General features: G+C 49.5%; 20 protein-coding genes. 10 read left to right on the plus strand and 10 right to left on the minus strand.

The annotated features are described in order from the left end of the window. Positions 1–336 (minus strand): hypothetical protein, encoded by a 336-nt coding sequence (locus tag OS112_05010; GenBank protein WAC05992.1) that lies wholly within the window; start codon positions 334–336, stop codon positions 1–3. 203 nt (positions 337–539) lie between these two features. Here OS112_05010 and OS112_05015 point away from each other — a divergent pair, with 203 nt between their 5' ends. After that, positions 540–1,244: a hypothetical protein gene (locus OS112_05015; protein WAC05993.1), complete on the plus strand. Its 705-nt coding sequence runs from the start codon at positions 540–542 to the stop codon at positions 1,242–1,244. Between the two features lie 492 nt (positions 1,245–1,736). On the opposite strand, the gene OS112_05020 is transcribed toward OS112_05015, so the two are convergent. From OS112_05020 to OS112_05045, 6 genes are all read right to left on the minus strand, one after another. Continuing rightward, a complete protein-coding gene (locus tag OS112_05020) occupies positions 1,737–2,162 on the minus strand; it encodes a hypothetical protein (protein ID WAC05994.1) in 426 nt (141 codons plus the stop codon). Beyond that, the gene (locus OS112_05025; GenBank protein WAC05995.1) at positions 2,159–2,404 is read right to left on the minus strand and encodes a hypothetical protein; all 246 of its coding nucleotides are present in this window, start codon (positions 2,402–2,404) and stop codon (positions 2,159–2,161) included. The genes OS112_05020 and OS112_05025 overlap by 4 nt, the downstream gene beginning before the upstream one ends. Next, positions 2,401–2,883: a hypothetical protein gene (locus tag OS112_05030; protein WAC05996.1), complete on the minus strand. Its 483-nt coding sequence runs from the start codon at positions 2,881–2,883 to the stop codon at positions 2,401–2,403. The genes OS112_05025 and OS112_05030 overlap by 4 nt, the downstream gene beginning before the upstream one ends. Positions 2,884–3,091: 208 nt before the next feature. Next, the gene (locus OS112_05035; GenBank protein ID WAC05997.1) at positions 3,092–3,340 is read right to left on the minus strand and encodes a hypothetical protein; all 249 of its coding nucleotides are present in this window, start codon (positions 3,338–3,340) and stop codon (positions 3,092–3,094) included. Positions 3,341–3,712: 372 nt separating this feature from the next. Further along, on the minus strand, positions 3,713–4,408 hold the full coding sequence (locus tag OS112_05040; GenBank protein WAC05998.1) for a TIGR00266 family protein: 696 nt from the start codon (positions 4,406–4,408) through the stop codon (positions 3,713–3,715). A 152-nt stretch (positions 4,409–4,560) separates the two neighbouring features. Next, entirely contained in the window at positions 4,561–5,808 is a 1,248-nt protein-coding gene (locus OS112_05045) for an NAD(P)/FAD-dependent oxidoreductase (GenBank protein ID WAC05999.1), read from the minus strand. Between the two features lie 118 nt (positions 5,809–5,926). On the opposite strand from OS112_05045, the gene OS112_05050 reads away from it, so the two are divergent. Continuing rightward, positions 5,927–6,076, plus strand: a complete 150-nt coding sequence (locus OS112_05050) for a DNA helicase PriA (protein ID WAC06000.1) — start codon at positions 5,927–5,929, stop codon at positions 6,074–6,076. 27 nt (positions 6,077–6,103) lie between these two features. Here the strand turns inward: OS112_05050 and OS112_05055 are convergent, their stop codons facing one another. Then, positions 6,104–6,370, minus strand: a complete 267-nt coding sequence (locus OS112_05055; GenBank protein WAC06001.1) for a DUF1922 domain-containing protein — start codon at positions 6,368–6,370, stop codon at positions 6,104–6,106. A gap of 150 nt (positions 6,371–6,520) precedes the next feature. On the opposite strand from OS112_05055, the gene OS112_05060 reads away from it, so the two are divergent. Beyond that, positions 6,521–7,273 (plus strand): coenzyme F420-0:L-glutamate ligase, encoded by a 753-nt coding sequence (locus OS112_05060; protein ID WAC06002.1) that lies wholly within the window; start codon positions 6,521–6,523, stop codon positions 7,271–7,273. Here OS112_05060 and OS112_05065 read toward each other — a convergent pair. Then, a complete protein-coding gene (locus OS112_05065; GenBank protein ID WAC06003.1) occupies positions 7,267–7,425 on the minus strand; it encodes a preprotein translocase subunit Sec61beta in 159 nt (52 codons plus the stop codon). The genes OS112_05060 and OS112_05065 overlap by 7 nt on opposite strands. A gap of 42 nt (positions 7,426–7,467) precedes the next feature. Here OS112_05065 and OS112_05070 point away from each other — a divergent pair, with 42 nt between their 5' ends. From OS112_05070 to OS112_05100, 7 genes are all read left to right on the plus strand, one after another. Further along, positions 7,468–8,511 carry an amidohydrolase family protein gene (locus tag OS112_05070; GenBank protein WAC06004.1) on the plus strand — a complete coding sequence of 348 codons (1,044 nt, stop codon included), beginning with the start codon at positions 7,468–7,470 and terminating at the stop codon, positions 8,509–8,511. Between the two features lie 38 nt (positions 8,512–8,549). Then, on the plus strand, positions 8,550–8,978 hold the full coding sequence (locus OS112_05075) for a universal stress protein (GenBank protein WAC06005.1): 429 nt from the start codon (positions 8,550–8,552) through the stop codon (positions 8,976–8,978). Positions 8,979–9,001: 23 nt separating this feature from the next. Further along, complete coding sequence (locus tag OS112_05080; GenBank protein ID WAC06006.1) at positions 9,002–9,829, plus strand: CBS domain-containing protein; 828 nt, start codon at positions 9,002–9,004, stop codon at positions 9,827–9,829. 86 nt (positions 9,830–9,915) lie between these two features. Beyond that, the gene (psmB, locus tag OS112_05085) at positions 9,916–10,557 is read left to right on the plus strand and encodes an archaeal proteasome endopeptidase complex subunit beta (GenBank protein ID WAC06007.1); all 642 of its coding nucleotides are present in this window, start codon (positions 9,916–9,918) and stop codon (positions 10,555–10,557) included. 22 nt (positions 10,558–10,579) lie between these two features. Continuing rightward, positions 10,580–12,499 carry a beta-CASP ribonuclease aCPSF1 gene (locus tag OS112_05090; protein ID WAC06008.1) on the plus strand — a complete coding sequence of 640 codons (1,920 nt, stop codon included), beginning with the start codon at positions 10,580–10,582 and terminating at the stop codon, positions 12,497–12,499. A 1-nt stretch (position 12,500) separates the two neighbouring features. Then, a complete protein-coding gene (locus tag OS112_05095) occupies positions 12,501–13,625 on the plus strand; it encodes an MFS transporter (protein ID WAC06009.1) in 1,125 nt (374 codons plus the stop codon). A gap of 30 nt (positions 13,626–13,655) precedes the next feature. Continuing rightward, positions 13,656–14,645, plus strand: a complete 990-nt coding sequence (locus OS112_05100) for a tetratricopeptide repeat protein (GenBank protein WAC06010.1) — start codon at positions 13,656–13,658, stop codon at positions 14,643–14,645. A 207-nt stretch (positions 14,646–14,852) separates the two neighbouring features. Here the strand turns inward: OS112_05100 and OS112_05105 are convergent, their stop codons facing one another. Continuing rightward, positions 14,853–16,025, minus strand: a complete 1,173-nt coding sequence (locus OS112_05105) for a M20/M25/M40 family metallo-hydrolase (protein ID WAC06011.1) — start codon at positions 16,023–16,025, stop codon at positions 14,853–14,855. Positions 16,026–16,039 lie beyond the last annotated feature (14 nt).

Here is a 16,039-nt window from a genome sequence, read left to right on the forward strand (position 1 = left end):
CTATCGGAGTTCGGCGATCTCCCTGTCGATCCAGTCCTGGATAACCAGTTTCATCTGCTGGTGCGTGATACCACGGACGGAGCGCACCCGGATCTCTACTTCAAGAAGGTCGAGGATCGGCGTAACAATCTTAAAATAGTCACCTGTACTGTTCAATCCCCCTGATTTTTTTATCTGGAGAATGACAAGTTCGTTTAAGTGCTCAAACTCACCGGTAGCATCGACGATCGCTTCAAGGGTCATTCCTCCGGACCAGTTGAGATCACCGTCACTGGTTTTTTTACTGTCTGACTTGTCCGGTCCGCACCCGTTCCCCCTCTTATCAGGATCTTCCATTGGGTTTCCTGGTCCCTGAGCAGGTATTCGTTTTCCTTCTCATGAGGTTATCGTATTTTTTTGATTTGCGCAAAAGAGCACCCCGATGCCTGCCTGTCTGTTTTTGGATACAAAAAAAAATATTACCTCAATATTTATCCCCTCCTGCGTGACTTCTTTAACTACAGAAAAATCAAACAACCCCTGCATTAAAAGGAACCTGCATGTCGAATGCTGCACTCCTGATCATCGAAGGGCTCTGGTGGACGCCGGAGCAGAGGCCAAAGCGCCCGTCTGTACTTCCGTTTATGGAGGGGCTGGAGGGTTACAAGGGCGATTTCAATATCTATTACTCAAACTTTTACGAAAAAACCGGATTCAAGCGTGCCCTGATCGATGACCTGACCAACACCCGGGAAAACCGGCTCTTCCTCTATGTTGCGGCCCATGGTACCGGAAAGTGGATAGGCGGGCTGAAAGCGAAGACCGGTATGAAGATACCCTCGATGTTTGCTGCGGTAAAAAATGCTGCAAACTATTCCAATATTGAAGGGGTGCTTATCGGTTCCTGCAACGTGGGCAACAATATTGGCGACTTCATCAGCACGACAAAAGAATCGCATATCAGCTGGATATTCGGATATACCTGCAATATCGGCTGGATGGCAAGCACCCTTATTGATGTATCCATCTTCGAACACTTAATGAAATTAAAAAGGAAAGACCTCGCGAGCCGGAAAAAAATTGTCGATGCTTTTGTCAAAGCCCTGCGCAGGTTCAATGGCGATGCGGTCTTATGCAAGGAAAAGGGTGAGACCGTCCTCCTTAAAGACGCGATCTCGCTTGTGGTCCAGCCCCGGCGACCGGGGAGCAAGGCGCGGGACGAGACCGCAAACCTGATCGAAAAGGTCGGCTGGATAAAAAAATAATCAGGGGATTTTTTAATAAAAATTTTAATTTTAATTTTTTTCTGAAAAGTTTTTGGAGTTCCATTTTTTTCCTATTTCTAATTTTTATAAAGAATTTACCGGATCCAGGAAGAGCCTGAAACGCCGGCATGGTCAACATAGGGTTTTTTCCCAGTTAAGCGAGGGGGCATAAATAATGACGGATCCTGAACATCTAGGAAAAACAGGGGTTTTTCCATGTTCATGTAGTATAGTCCGACCCGGCAACTGATCCTGCCTGTAATTAGGCCTATTTGGTCTTTTTTCCGGCTTCAATCCTGCCCCGGATACAGAGAAAAATCGACGAATCGAAGAGTTCCTGAAACATTATTCCTGTGTTTTGCCGAATTAGTCCTGAAAATACCCTCCGGACAGGTCATAGGGAGATCACTCACCGACGAGAACCGATCTTATCTCTCCTCCGAGACCGATCACTCCCCAAAAAGGAGTGGTGATAGTGAACCTGATCATCAGCTATTGCGCCGGGGTAGTTCCTGCCCCTCCTGTAGTCACTTCACTAATGGGTATGGCAGGCCCCTTTTCCGGCAGACGTATCGGGGTACCGTCCCGGTCAATCTCCCCCAAACCGGAACTCCCGACCCGGAAGTACCGCCATGAATTTTGCTTGGTGTACACCCAGAGCTCGCAGAGGATGGATTCCGAAACAGGAAACGAGCGGAGCATGATGATCCATTCCTGCAACTCCGCCGCGATCTCTTCCTTTGTGCACCGGATTTTACAGACTCTTTTTACCCGGACAAAAACCAGATGAACGGAAGTCCGTATCATCATATCGCACGCGCTCTCTGTATCAGGACAAAACTTCATGACATCTCCTCTCGCCTTCGCAATCAGAAGTGCTTCGTCCAGCGCTTTTGTTACCGGCCGTCCTCTCGTCATGCGCGCTCACCTTCATCAGCTCCACAAACCCGCGCCGATGTTGTGGCACCATCCATCCTCTGTTTCAGTTCCCGCTTCACCGGCCGCGTCCGGATGCTGACAGAGTAGAAGTGATGATTCGTCTTCCGTGCCTCCATCCATTCCACTTCCCTGCCATACTTCCGGACTCCTTGCATCATCACGTGCGGGACAAGGAAAAGCGGGATACCCTCCTCGGTCCTTGTCGGCCGCCGTGGCATCACGACCGCCCCCGCTCTTCAAGTAATGTTATTCTCCGGTCGAGCCGCTTGATCTTCTTTGAAAGGAACTCCGTAATCCGGTCCTGCCGTTCAGCGAGGATGAGGATGCTCATTCCCGGTTTGTCCGGAGTCGTACCGGTCTCTTCATCAGGGGACGTCCCCGATGGTTTTTGCCACACCTTAGTCCGGGGCTTGATCCCCCAGCCGATGATCTCGGTCTTGCGCTCAGCAAGATAGGGATCTGGCGGTACATGGCTCCTTGCCCATTCCAGTTCTTCGTTCTCCTGTCCGGTCCCGGCCATACCGGACGCAATCTGGTCCGGCGCGGCCACATCCTTATTCGAAGGTCGGCTTATTCCTCCCTTCGTGTCGTCAAGGTTTCGATAAACCTCTTCCGATTTCGAAGGTTCGGCTGATGCCTCCCTTCTCATCACCAAGGCGCAGCTGCACCTCTCTGACACCCTTTTTTCAATGGTTTCCATGATGGTTATCTCTGAAATTTTTTGTATTCCTCTTCCGTTACCTAAGCCGGGAGGTTCCGGTCCCGGTCCCGGTCATGAATTATCAAAATAGCCGGCCGTACGATCACGGAGCCTTCCGGAGCCGGGGCTGTTTTTGCACAACGAAATCCCATTCTACGAACGGGACCTGCGGTATACCAGCACCACGGCTAGCCTTGGGCACCGTGCTCTAGAGAGCCGGCGACCGTCGTTGTATTGTAAAAGAGAGCAGTTGCAGCGAGGTACGGGCGCCCAAAAAATTTTTCCCGTACCCGCGTTCCAGCAGATTCTCAACAGATGGGATCGCGATTGGCCCCATCAGCCCGCGCAGGAACAGCATAAAAATATAGCAGAACCGGGCGATGCGGACTGCAGTCTTTGGTGCATATCCAATCTTCCCGAGCCTTCTCGCTGTTCTGTTGCAGAAATCTTCGGTCATTTGTGATTATCCGATCAATGACAGGTTGGTATATAATATTTATGTAACCTGCCGGTTCAATCAACCCGGATCCAGTAAATTTTGGGGAATCCGGGCTTGAACCGGGGCCGGATTCGTCAGACAATGAGCACCGCGATCCGGGCGCGGCATTGACTGGCAATAAATCCGGTTTTACAGGGAGGTTTTTTAAAAATAGAAAAATGGTGCCGCACTGAGTCTTAAGCAGCAGAAAAAATTATGGTAGCAAGTATCATTGGTCAATACCTTTGGGCTTTAGTCCCAGAAAACGCACTACAAAGAAAGATTAGCTCTTCGAATGAGAAAATTATTTTTTAAAACGATTATTTCAAAAAATAAAATTATTTTTTTATCTTATTTCCCCGATGTCTCTTTTGGCTTGGGCAGGAAGGGGATGATCGCCGATGCGATCTTCGCGATATCCATGGACTGGAGTATGACCTTTCCGGGCCCGGTCAGCGTAGTCACAAAGAGCCCCTCTCCGCCAAATATTATTGATGTGACCCCGCCTGCAAGCGCGATATCATAGCTGACCGTGCTGTCAAACCCGACCACAAGCCCGGTCTGGACCTTGACCATCTCACCCTCTTTTAAGTCCAGTTCGATAATATCCCCGCAGCAATGGAGAAAGACTATACCTGTACCCGTAAGCATCTGGAGGATGAAGCCTTCGCCGCCGAAGAGCCCGCTCCTGATCTTTTTTATAAGGGCGATATCGAGGTTTACACTCTCCTCGCATGCCAGAAACGAGTCGCGCTGGGCAATGAATTCATTACCGTTCCCTAATTTAACCGGAAAAATTTTCCCAGGGACATTTCCTGCAAATGAGACAAACCCGCCCGTATCAACCGGAGAAAATTTGGTCAGGAACAGGCTTTCACCGCTCAGAACGCGTTTGAGCCCTGATACAATCCCTCCTTTGAGCTGGGACTCCATCTGCATGTTCCCGCTCATGTTTACCATGGCACCAGCTTCGGCAAACAGCCCTTCGCCTGCAGGAAGATCAATTTTTACCATCTGGAGGTTATCTCCGAAAATTTCGTATTTCATCACATTCCCAATCATGCGTGCAGCATATAAATACAAATGCATTGTGTGAGGGCACGGTGTCAAAAAGAGTGCTTTACTTTCGATGCTCCCGGCCAAGGAGAACATCGGGACGTTCAGACCAGATGACCAGAAATTTTAAGGTTATCTGTTTTTTATAAAGAAGAACATTTTTTCCTGATGCTCTGTGCTGCAAGCATACCTGTTGAATATGCAGACTGGATATTATAACCGCCGGTGTCGCCATCAATATCGAGAACCTCACCGGCAAAATACAGGTTTTTTACGATCCGGGACTCCATGGTTTTCTGGTTTACCTCTTCACGCGTGACACCCCCCCTTGTTGCCATCGCTACAGACAAGTCTCCGAGAGCGCCAACCGTCAGGGGGAATCCGGTAAGACTGCCCAATAACGATGAGCGGAGCGGTGCGGAAAGATGGGCACAGGTAAGTTCATTGGGAATATTGGTAATTTCTAGGATTTTTTTAATCAGGCGGTCCGGTATCTGATAATGCGATAAAACCGATTTAACCCGGCGTGTCCCATGTGCATCTGCCAGTTCATTGAACGCATGAGATAATCCATCATGATCTGCAGGATTTATAAATGAAAGCCGGACAATATCCCCGGGCCGGATATCCCGCGAACGGTCGAGGATCCCTGGCCCGGATATGCCGGTGTGTGTAAAAAGAACATCGCCGGTATGGTGGAATAAGTTTTTTCCATGTCTCCAGACAGAAAAATGCATTGAGGGAAATGATATTCCCGAGAGGTCAGAAAACGGGAAGTCATAAATAAGTAAGGGTGTAAGTGCAGGGGCGATTTCCCTTATGGTATGCCCCATGCTTGCAGCAAAACAGTACCCGTCGCCCGAAGATCCCGTTACCGGATAGGATGCACCACCCGTTGCTATTACAAGGCAGGTGGTATGGCAGATACGCCGGGGTGTCGTAACGACAAAAACTCCTTCATTTTTTTGGATCTTCTGTACAGGTTCCCCGCAGCAAACAGGAATTTTTTGTTTTTCGCATTCTGAGATGAGTATTGAAAGCACATCTGAAGATTTCCGGGTTGCAGGAAACACCTTACCGTCTTCGCGTATCTCCATTTCAAGTCCGCGTCCTCGAAAGAATCTTATGATGTCGCGGTTGGTGAAGGCAAGAAGGGCAGGTTTTAAAAACGACCCTGCATTCCCGTAATGGGAGAAAAATTTCCGTATCTCCCCATCATGGGTGATGTTGCATTGCCCGGATCCGGTAAGGAGGAGTTTTCTTCCGGGCGCCTGCATCTTCTCGAGGACCAGAACATGGAGATCCTGTTCTGCTGCATGGATTGCACAGAAGAGTCCGGCCGGCCCTGCTCCTATAACTGCGACATCGGCCCGGTCCATTCTTTTCTGCATTGATTATTTTCTGTACTGCATCAGTCATCAACTCTCACCATATTTTTTTAATGGGACAACCCGCTGGACAACCTGTTTCCACAACGCTTATCAGGGAGCATTCAGTACAAAGGAGCATATGCAGAGGCATGCATGCGGGTTTGAAGAGCAGATCTATTGCCGGCGCTGCAAGATACCTCTGGAATATGACGCGTTCCGCGGCCTCTTCTGTCCGCGGTGCCGCCGCCCTGTCACAATGATCTGTCCAAGATGCGGGCAGCGGTGGTAAAAATTAAAATTTCAAAGAATAAAAGAATCAGACTTTTTTCCGGACCCAGGTGGCATACTGCCGGCGCAGGTCCTCCATTTCTTCAGGTGTGAGGTCCTTGCGTTTCATCGAATGAAGGTACTGTTCAAGCTGACGAACGATATGTTCTGCTTCGATATAATCCTCCACTTCGAGATACGCTGGAACGCGACTGACTTCATAAGCCTGTCCGCAGACCGGGCAGAGTTTCCAGCGCTGGAACCGGTCCACGTACGTAAATGTCCGGCAACCGGGGCACCGGATTATAACAAACATGGTCAAGTGGTAATCGGTAACCTCATTATAAAAATATTTCGTTGAAAAACAGTGGACCGGTGAAGGGAGCATTACCAGATAAGATCCCAGTATCGCACGGGAAAGGAACGAAACACCTTTATTGTGTGTTCATCTGAATATGATGGTGCTATGGAAGAAATTACCGTGATCGGTGTCCACGGGCTGCCGATCATTCACAAGGGCGATGACATCCCTGCACTCATCTGCAGCCGGCAGGCAATTTATGACGGGGACATTCTTTGCATCGCATCGACCATTTATTCAAAATCAAAAGGTTATACCCGGCCCCTTTCTGATATCAGCCCATCGGACCGGGCAGAGAGCCTCGCAAAACTCAATGGGGAGGACCCCCGCTTTGTACAGGCAGTCCTCGATGCATCTGCTGATATCATCATGGAGCACCCGTTCATCCTATCAGAGCTGAATTCCGGGCATATCGGGGTGCGTGCGGGTGTCGACCAAAGCAATATCGAGGATGGGATGGTAATCTTCCTTCCGGCGGATCCGATGAAAGCGGCCGACGAAGTCCGTTTGGAGATTAATAAAATATCCGGTAAAGATATTGGTGTTATTATTACGGATACCTGCGGCAGATCATTCCGGCGCGGGCAGACCGGCAACGCCATAGGTTGGAGCGGGATGCATGCCATCCGCGACTTCCGTGGGGACGTTGACCTGTTCGGTCATGTGTTGAAGATAACGGAAGAAGCGGTCGTGGATGAGATCGCAGGGTTTGCAAATTTTGTCATGGGTGAGAGCAATAACGGTGTTCCGGCAGTAATCTTCCGCAATTGCCCGCAGTGGAGCGGGCATGATAACCTTTACTTTACAAAGGATGAGGATATCACGCGAAAGCTCTTAAAAAAAGAGATGTGTCAGTAGACAATGTTGAGGATTAAAATGAACAAGCCAATGGCAGCAGATGCCACCATGACGACCACAGGACTGATGTGCACTGCCCGACGGTCCTCGCTGTCGTAATAATTCACGAGCCCCGCAGAGGACATCAGTCTTCCACCCTGTTTCTTTGCCATGCATATCTATTTCATTTTTCGATATATAAAAGAGAGTCAGGAATGAACATGGAACGCCCGCTGGTCATTTCCGGAAAGGCATTCATCGGGGATGAGTTGACCCTTATGCCGGTAGATATCGTTATCGAACAGGGAATCATCACCGCAATCGAGGAGAATGACAAATCTTCTGATGTCTGGATCTGTCCGGCGCTCTTTGACGCCCATACACACCTTGGCGACACCATTGCAATGGACTGTGCACACTCCGGCAACCTTGTTGAACTTGTCACACCTCCATCCGGCCTGAAGCACCGGTTGCTTTCTGCCGCTTCTTATCACGGCCTTGTCCATGCAATGCGTTCCAGTATTGGCGGGATGATCAGGCGGGGAACTGCGGGTTGTGCGGATTTCCGCGAGGGCGGTCCTGAAGGTGTGAAAGCGTTGCGGGAGGCATTCACGGGACAGAATTTCCGGTGTATGATATTCGGGAGGGATGGTGGCGAGTATATTTCTGACGGACTAGGCATCAGCAGTGCACGTGACGTTCAGGGAATCGAACAACTCGTTGCAAAAGCCCGTAAGGAAAATAAAAAAATTGCATTCCATGCAGGTGAAAAAGATTCCGGTGATGTTGAAGCAGCGCTGTCGTTTAATCCGGACCTCATCATCCATGGGACACACGCAACCCGCCAACAGCTCCGGGAATGTGCAGAACGCAGGATACCGATCGCCATATGTCCGCGATCAAACTGGACACTGGGTGTCACCATCTCCCCGAATCTCCCGCCGGTTTCGCTTATGCTTGAGCTCGGATGCCAGGTATTCCTTGGGACCGATAATGTGATGTTTACAGAACCCGATATGCTCACTGAGATGGCATTTGTCCGCACCATCTACCGGATTGAGCCTGCCGAAGTGATGAGGATGGCTGTGGCTGGTTCAAGTCTGTGCGGTGATCCGTTTTTCATAAGGGTTGGCGCGCGGGCTAACCTGTTTTCCCTTGATCCCCGGTACTCAAACCTGCGCTTCTCAAAAAATCCTATTGAAAGTATTGTAAAACGGGCTGAATCCTGTAACATCGGGACAAATGTTTTTAATTCATAAATCCAATTAAAAAGCCATGTTTGTTCCGGGTGGTGCATGTGTTCTCTAATATCCTTGCTGCAATCGATGGCTCCAAAGCAAGCGAACAGGCATTTGCCTGTGCAGTCGAGGAGGCCGGTCTTCATGGTGCAAAACTCCATGTCGTATATGTGGTGGAAACTGGGCTTTTTTCCTCCCTCCCCACGGATAACACGGTTGAGATCATGTTCACTGTTCTGGAAAAAGAGGGAGAGGACGTTTTAAAAAGAGCAAAAACCTATGCTCATGACAAAGGCATAGTTGTTACTACGCACCTAAGGCAGGGTCATGCAGGCAATGAGATCATCACCCTTGCCGAACAACAGAAAGCGGATCTTATTCTGGTCGGTTCACATGGTAAAAGCAAAACGGACCGGCTCTTGCTTGGCAGTGTCAGCAACTATGTCGTCACACATGGCATAATCACGACCCTGGTGGTGAGATCATAACAGAAGTACAAGTCAAAGACTACATGACATCCGATGTTGTGCATGTAGAAATCCCGGGCAACCGGGACGATGTCTTAAAAATTCTCAAAAGGACAGGAATATCCGGCGTCCCGGTGCTGAAAAGCAAGAAACTTGTCGGCATCATCACCCGGAAGGACCTTTTGCAGAAGCCTGAGGAGACCCAGCTCGGGCTGCTGATGACAACAAAACCGGTCACAATCTCCCCGGATGCAGAGATCAGCGAGGCTGCCCGCCTGCTGGTCACCCGCAAGATCCGCCGTCTTCCGGTCGTGGAAAATGGTAAACTTGTTGGCCTTCTTTCCGTTGCCGACATGATCCATGCAATCGCCCAGATGAAGATTAAGGAAGAAATCAAGGACGTATATATGAGCCAGACCTTCGCCCTCTGGGAAGAGACCCCGCTGCCGGTTGTCGGCAGGGTGATGGAGATTTCCGGTGTGGATGCAATCCCGATCCTTGATGCGGAGAGCAGGTTGCAGGGCATAATTTCAGAGCGGGATCTCATAAGGAACTCAACCATTGAAGACTCAGTCGGTGTGAGCGACTTTTCCAATGGCACAGATGATGATGAATGGACCTGGGAGAGTATCCGGGACATGCATACTTTAAGTTACAGCATCTCAAAGGTGCAGTTGCCTGACCGTCCTGTAAAGACTGCAATGGTAAAAAACGTTGTTGCGGTTCCGCAGAATGCAGAGGTGAGTGAATGTGCATTAAAGATGCGCAGGGCGCGGGTTGACCAGTTGCCGGTGATTAATGGCGACAAACGACTTGTTGCGATGCTGTACGACCGCGAACTCTTAAAGGCCCTCTGCAGATCTGCAGAATAACAACCTTTAAATTTTTAAATATCATTTTATTGACAAAGCGCTTTTAGATAATTTTATAGCGTTTATTAACTTTTTAGGGTGCTAATATGCCTGAACAGTACCAGGAGTCTATGAAGGGGACAACCACCGTCGGACTGGTCTTTTCCGACGGTGTTATCCTTGCCACGGAGAAACGGGCGACCATGGGATACATGATCGCAAGTAAAAAAGCAAAGAAGGTGTACCAGGTCGCCGACCGCATCGGCATGACAACCGCGGGTGGTGTGGGTGATGCCCAGCAGCTTGCACGGATCCTCACCGTGGAATGCAGTTTGTTCCAGATCCGGAGATCACGCCCGATCACGGTGGGAGCTGCATCGACGCTGCTGTCCAACTATCTCAACCAGAACCGTTACTTCCCGTATTATGTCCAGCTCCTGGTCGGAGGCGTGGATGAACACGGACCCGGTGTATATTCTGTTGATGCACTTGGCGGGTCGACAAAAGAAGAAGAGATCGTTTCAACCGGCTCGGGTTCGCCCATGGCATATGGGGTGCTCGAAGACCGTTTCAAATCAAAAATGACCGAGGATGAGGCAATTGATCTTGCCATCCGGGCATTAAAAGCCGCCATGAAGCGGGATGCCGGTTCCGGGGAAGGTGTCCATGTGGTCGTGATAACAAAAGACCGATACCAGGAGCTGGACGAGGCAACCCTTAAAAAATACCTCGCCAAAACCCCTGCATAACTTTTTTTAGGACGTTAATTCTATGCTCATTGAAGAACGGTTAAAGGAACTCAAAGAGAAGATCAACGAGAAAATCCCCCGTGGGATTACAATTTCACAGGTGGAGTTTGAAGGGCCGGAGCTCGTCATTTACACAGATGATCCCAAACGGTTTGCTGATGAAGCAGACTTAATAAAGATCCTCGCCCGTGACCTGCGAAAACGCATCGTCATCCGCCCCACAATCCTTGAAGACCCTGAAAAGGCGGCATCCGAAGTACGGGCAGTGGTACCTGAAACTGCCGGTATCACGGATATCTTTTTTGATCCTGATACCGGAGAAGTGCTTATTGAAGCGGAAAAACCCGGCGTCGTTATCGGCAAGAACGGTGCGACATTACGTGAGATCACAAAACACATCGGGTGGACTCCCAAGGTTGTCAGGACACCTCCAATTGAGAGCTCGACGGTCAAACAGATCCGGCAATACCTCAGATCTGTCAATGAAGACCGCAAACTGTTCTTAAGAACCATTGGCCGGAGGATCCACCGGGATATTGCGACCAAGGATGAAACCGGTAAAGAAGCAATTAAGAAAAACCAGTGGGCGCGGGTCACCATGCTTGGCTGCTGCCGGGAAGTCGGAAGAGCGGCATTCCTGTTAAGTACTCCTGCAAGCCGCGTACTGATTGACTGCGGCGAGAAGCCGGACAATACAAACGGCACCCCTTACCTGTATATCCCCGAGATCCATCCGCTCTCATCGCTGGATGCCGTCGTGCTCACCCATGCGCATCTTGACCACTGCGCACTCATCCCCCTTCTATATAAATACGGGTATGAAGGGCCTGTATATTCCACTCCCCCTACACGGGATCTTTCAGCGATGCTCCAGCTCGATTATCTTGATGTCATCAACAAAGAAGACCGGAAAATCCCGTATAGTTCAAACGAAGTAAAGGAGTACATCAAACACTCCATCACGCTCAATTACGGCAGTGTCACCGATATTGCCCCGGACATGAAACTCACGTTCCATAATGCAGGGCATATCCTTGGCTCCGCTATTGCCCATTTCCATGTTGGCGACGGGATGTACAATATAGCATTTACCGGTGATTTCAACTACAGCAAGAGCCGTCTTTTCAATCCCGCCATCAGCCAGTTCCCGCGGCTTGAAGCCCTGTTCATGGAGAGCACCTACGGGGGCTCCAATGACTTCCAGCCTGCGAGGTCAGATGCGGAGATCAAACTGTACGAGACCATCAACACCGTCCTTTCACGGGGCGGGAAAGTCATCATCCCCGCGTTTGCAGTCGGGCGTTCGCAGGAAGTCATGCTCGCTCTGGAAGAAGGAATGCGCCTTGAAAAGATACCGAAAGTGAAAATCTACCTTGATGGCATGATCCGTGAAGCGACTGCTATCCACACGACATATCCTGAATATTTAAACAACGACCTGCGCAACCAGATATTCCGTGAAGGTATGAACCCGTTCCTTGCAGAATGCTTCCAGCAGGTTGACTCTTCAGATCTCCGGGAGAAAGTGATGAATGGCGACCCCTGTGTTATCATCTCCACGAGCGGGATGCTGAACGGGGGACCGGTGATGGAGTACCTGACCAACCTTGCGCAGGACGCAAAGAATGCACTTGTCTTTGTGGGTTACCAGGCAGATGGGACACAGGGGAGGCGGATCCAGAAAGGGTGGCGTGAAGTCCCGCTGGGCAGGAAGGGCACGATCACGATCAACCTTGAAGTCATGACAATTGACGGGTTCTCAGGTCATTCTGATCGCCGGCAGCTCATGAATTTTGTCGGACAGATCCAGCCCAAACCCGAAAAGATCTTCTGCATTCACGGCGATGAAAACAATACCATTGACCTTGCGAGTTCCATTTACAAGCGGTACCACATTGAGACACATTCCCCGATGAATCTCGAAACATACCGCATGGTCTGAGATGAGAGACCGCATCCCTCTCTGTTTTTGCGCTTTTGCTGTAATGGCACTCTCCAATGCAATCGTGCCTATCCTGCCCAGTACAGGGGATGGGGCGGCAATGCAGGGTGCGGTATATGCTGCTTACTTTATCGGGGCTTTTATCGCTACACTCCCCGGCGGTCTCATTGCAGACCGTCTGGGTCCTGTAAAACTGATCCGATCCGGAATTATACTCTCTGCATTATCCGGGCTTCTGCTTTTGATAGCGACAGGTGTATTTTTTATAATCCTTTTCAGGTTCTTAGAAGGGATCGCAGCCGGGATATTTATTGCATCAGCGCTTGCATGGATCAATGAACAGACCGATCATGTATCCATGTCCGGATTCTTTATGGCAAGCCTGAATGCCGGCCTGATTTGCGGGCTTGTCGTGACCGGATTGCTGGTGTCGTACTTTAATTTCGGGAAAGCAGGAATTGCCTTCTTCTTTTGCATGTGTCTAATTGGCAGCATTCTGGTTTTTCTAACACGGACTGTAAATCTCTTGCATCGGGATCGGGAAGTCAGTCCGGAAGAGCCGTCTTATACAAGCATTCTGTGCCTCGCCATGAAGTACCGCTGGCTCTGGTTATCTGCAATCATCCTGACGGGTGCAACCGGTGTCGTGACTTCCCTGTACCCGGGTTTTTCCGGGGACACCCCGCAGATGACTGCTTTGTATATTTCTGTCATGAATGTCGGTACAATTGCAGCAGTGATCATTGCTTCCCGGTTTGCACTCCCCCCAATCCCCACAATCAGGTTCGGTGCGGTTATCATGGCAGTATCAGTCTTCGCCTGCTATTTCACGCATTGGGGTTTTGTCTTTGTGGGTGCGTCAGCCGGTTGTGTGATGATTGCACAGATGGCATTTTTATCCGGTTCTGAGATCCGTCAGGGGAAGATCATGGGCCTATATACAACTGCAAGTTATGCCGGGATGTCATCTCTACCGTTTATTGCAGGGTTTGTGGCAGAGAAAAGTTCCTATTTTTCGGCATTTGTGTTCACTGTTTTTTCAGTACTTTTTGTTGCTCTCACGATTGGCTGGTGCAGGTGTTATGCCGGAAAGCCTCCAATTATCCCTGCGACGGGAAAGCAATAGATTCAAGTCTGATTACGGTAAAATTCGTGCATGCACAAGCAGCTGGCCCAAAAAATTCTAATCATCACTATTGCGTTGCTCTTCCTTGTTCCCGCAGTAATGGCGGAAGATGCTATTGACTGGTACATGCGGGGGGAAAATTCAGCAACTATCGGAAAATATGAAGATGCGATAACCTATTACGATCACGCAATTGCAATGGACCAGAAGTATGCTTCAGCATTATCAGGCAAAGCATATTCCTTAAACCAGATAGGAAATTATACGGGAGCACTCGATTTTTCACAAAGGGCTCTTGCTGTCAGGCAGGATAATCGTGCATTGAATGCAAGAGCAAACGCACTTTTCAAACTTCAGCGGTATGATGAAGCGGTGGCTGCCTATGACACATTATTTAAGGTGCAGACAAATCTCCCGGAACCCTACTGTAACCAGGGTATCGCATACGAACAGATAAATGAGTCCGAAAAGGCAATTGTTGCGTTTGATTCCTGTGCCCGGCTTGACCCTTCGGACATATTCCCCTGGTTCAGAAAAGGCAAGGCTCTTTTGTCCTTGGGAAAACCGGAGGAAGCACTTGACGCATTTAACCGTTGTACCCAGATAACGATTTCAGATGCAGAAGTCTGGAATTACAAAGGCGTTGCTTTTCTCCAGACAGGGAAATACCAGGATGCAGTGAATTGTTTCAAGAGCGCACTGAGTATCGATCCCACGTATAGTGAAGCGAAAAAGAATATGGATCTTGCAATGAACCGGGCGCAGGTATACCAGGTCAGTGGATCGCCACTGCCAACAACTAAACCTGTCGGAGTGACAACGAGTGTTGAACCTTTACCTGTTGTCACGGGGACTGATCTGGAGCCAACAGTACCTGCAACTACGGCAATAACAACAGCAATTCCTGAACAAACAGATGCAGTACCTCAAACAAAGACAACATATTCCCCGCTTCCGGCATGGGTAATAATTGCAGGCCTTATCATTGCCATCATGGTTCTTGGCCCGCAGAAACGATAATTAAAATTTTAAAATTACATTTAAAATTCCTTCCTTAAGTCCGGATTTATAGTAAACATTGCGGGAAAGAAAAAAAAACTCTTAAAGACTTTTTTTAAAATGATTATGTAAAAAAATTGATATGAACCGGTCTGGGTTACACCGCTTAAACCAACATATTTTTGCATTTTTTTGTATCGGAAACCTTCACCGTATACATATCCCTCATTAGCCAGAGGCATATTCCTGCATAATCTTCTGGTATACCCTTGAGGCTTTTTCCAACGAGTCGATTGTGACGTGTTCATTTGCTGCATGCAGGAACTGCATCTCACCCGGGCCATATTCGACAACACGGTATCCGGCGGCTCTTAAATGGCGGGCATCACTTGCCGCCCACTGGATGATGGGAAATACCCCGCCACCATAAATATCATTCACAGCGCCACATGTGACCGAAACAAGCCTGCTCCCCGTGGGGGTAATCGATGGTTCATGCGTTACCTCACTTGTTATTGTCCCATGAGGGGCATGACGCCGGATATCCTCGAGGAGGCCCGGAATTGAACATCCCCATGGCACCCGGATTTCAATGTCAAGATCACAGCGCTGTGACACAATATTGGATTTTTCTCCTCCTTTTATGGTGCCGGGATTAAACATCAGTTTTGTCAGAACGTCAGTTGCGTGGTCTAGCCCGAATTCTTCACCCAGCACATGGGAGGAACGTGTGATAATTTCCTGCATATCATTGGTCAGCGGGTAATGCCTGCCGTTGAGTATTTTAAAGTAATCGAGGAGTGCGCATGCTTCCATGATGGCACTGATGCCAACCGCAGGATAAAGGGAACCATGGGCGGGAGTTCCCAAAAAACGTAATTCCAGCCGGACGAGCCCTTTCTGGCCGATGTTGGGGTGTCGGACCGGTGTCGGTTCGGCAATCAGGCAATCGGAGGGAGCAATCAGGTGGTGTGCAAGAAGATAACGGATTCCTGATCCGCCTCCTGTCTCCTCATCGCAGACAAAGGCAAGCTGTGCTGGTATTTCACATCCCGATTCCCTGAAATCACGGCTCGCAGCAAGAAGGGCTGCGCACCCGCCTTTCATGTCAGTGGTTCCCCTGCCCCAAACCGAACCCCCTATTACCGTGCCGGAAAACGGAGGGATGTTCCACCCCTCATCAAGTGCAGGTACCACATCCACATGACCGCAGAACAACAGGTTGGCAGAGGTCTTTTCCGTAACAAGGTTGCACCTGCCATCCCCCTGATCGGTAACCTCAGAGGCAATACCCCAACCCTCAAGCAGTGAACGGATATATTCAATAACGTCCCGCGTAGTTCCCGGGGGGTTTTCACTACGGATTTTCACAAGATCGGAACAAATACGGGCAACATCCATAAAAAAATACACTC

Source organism: Methanoregula sp. (assembly GCA_026625165.1).
In the GTDB taxonomy this organism is placed as follows: Archaea; Halobacteriota; Methanomicrobia; order Methanomicrobiales; family Methanospirillaceae; genus MVRE01.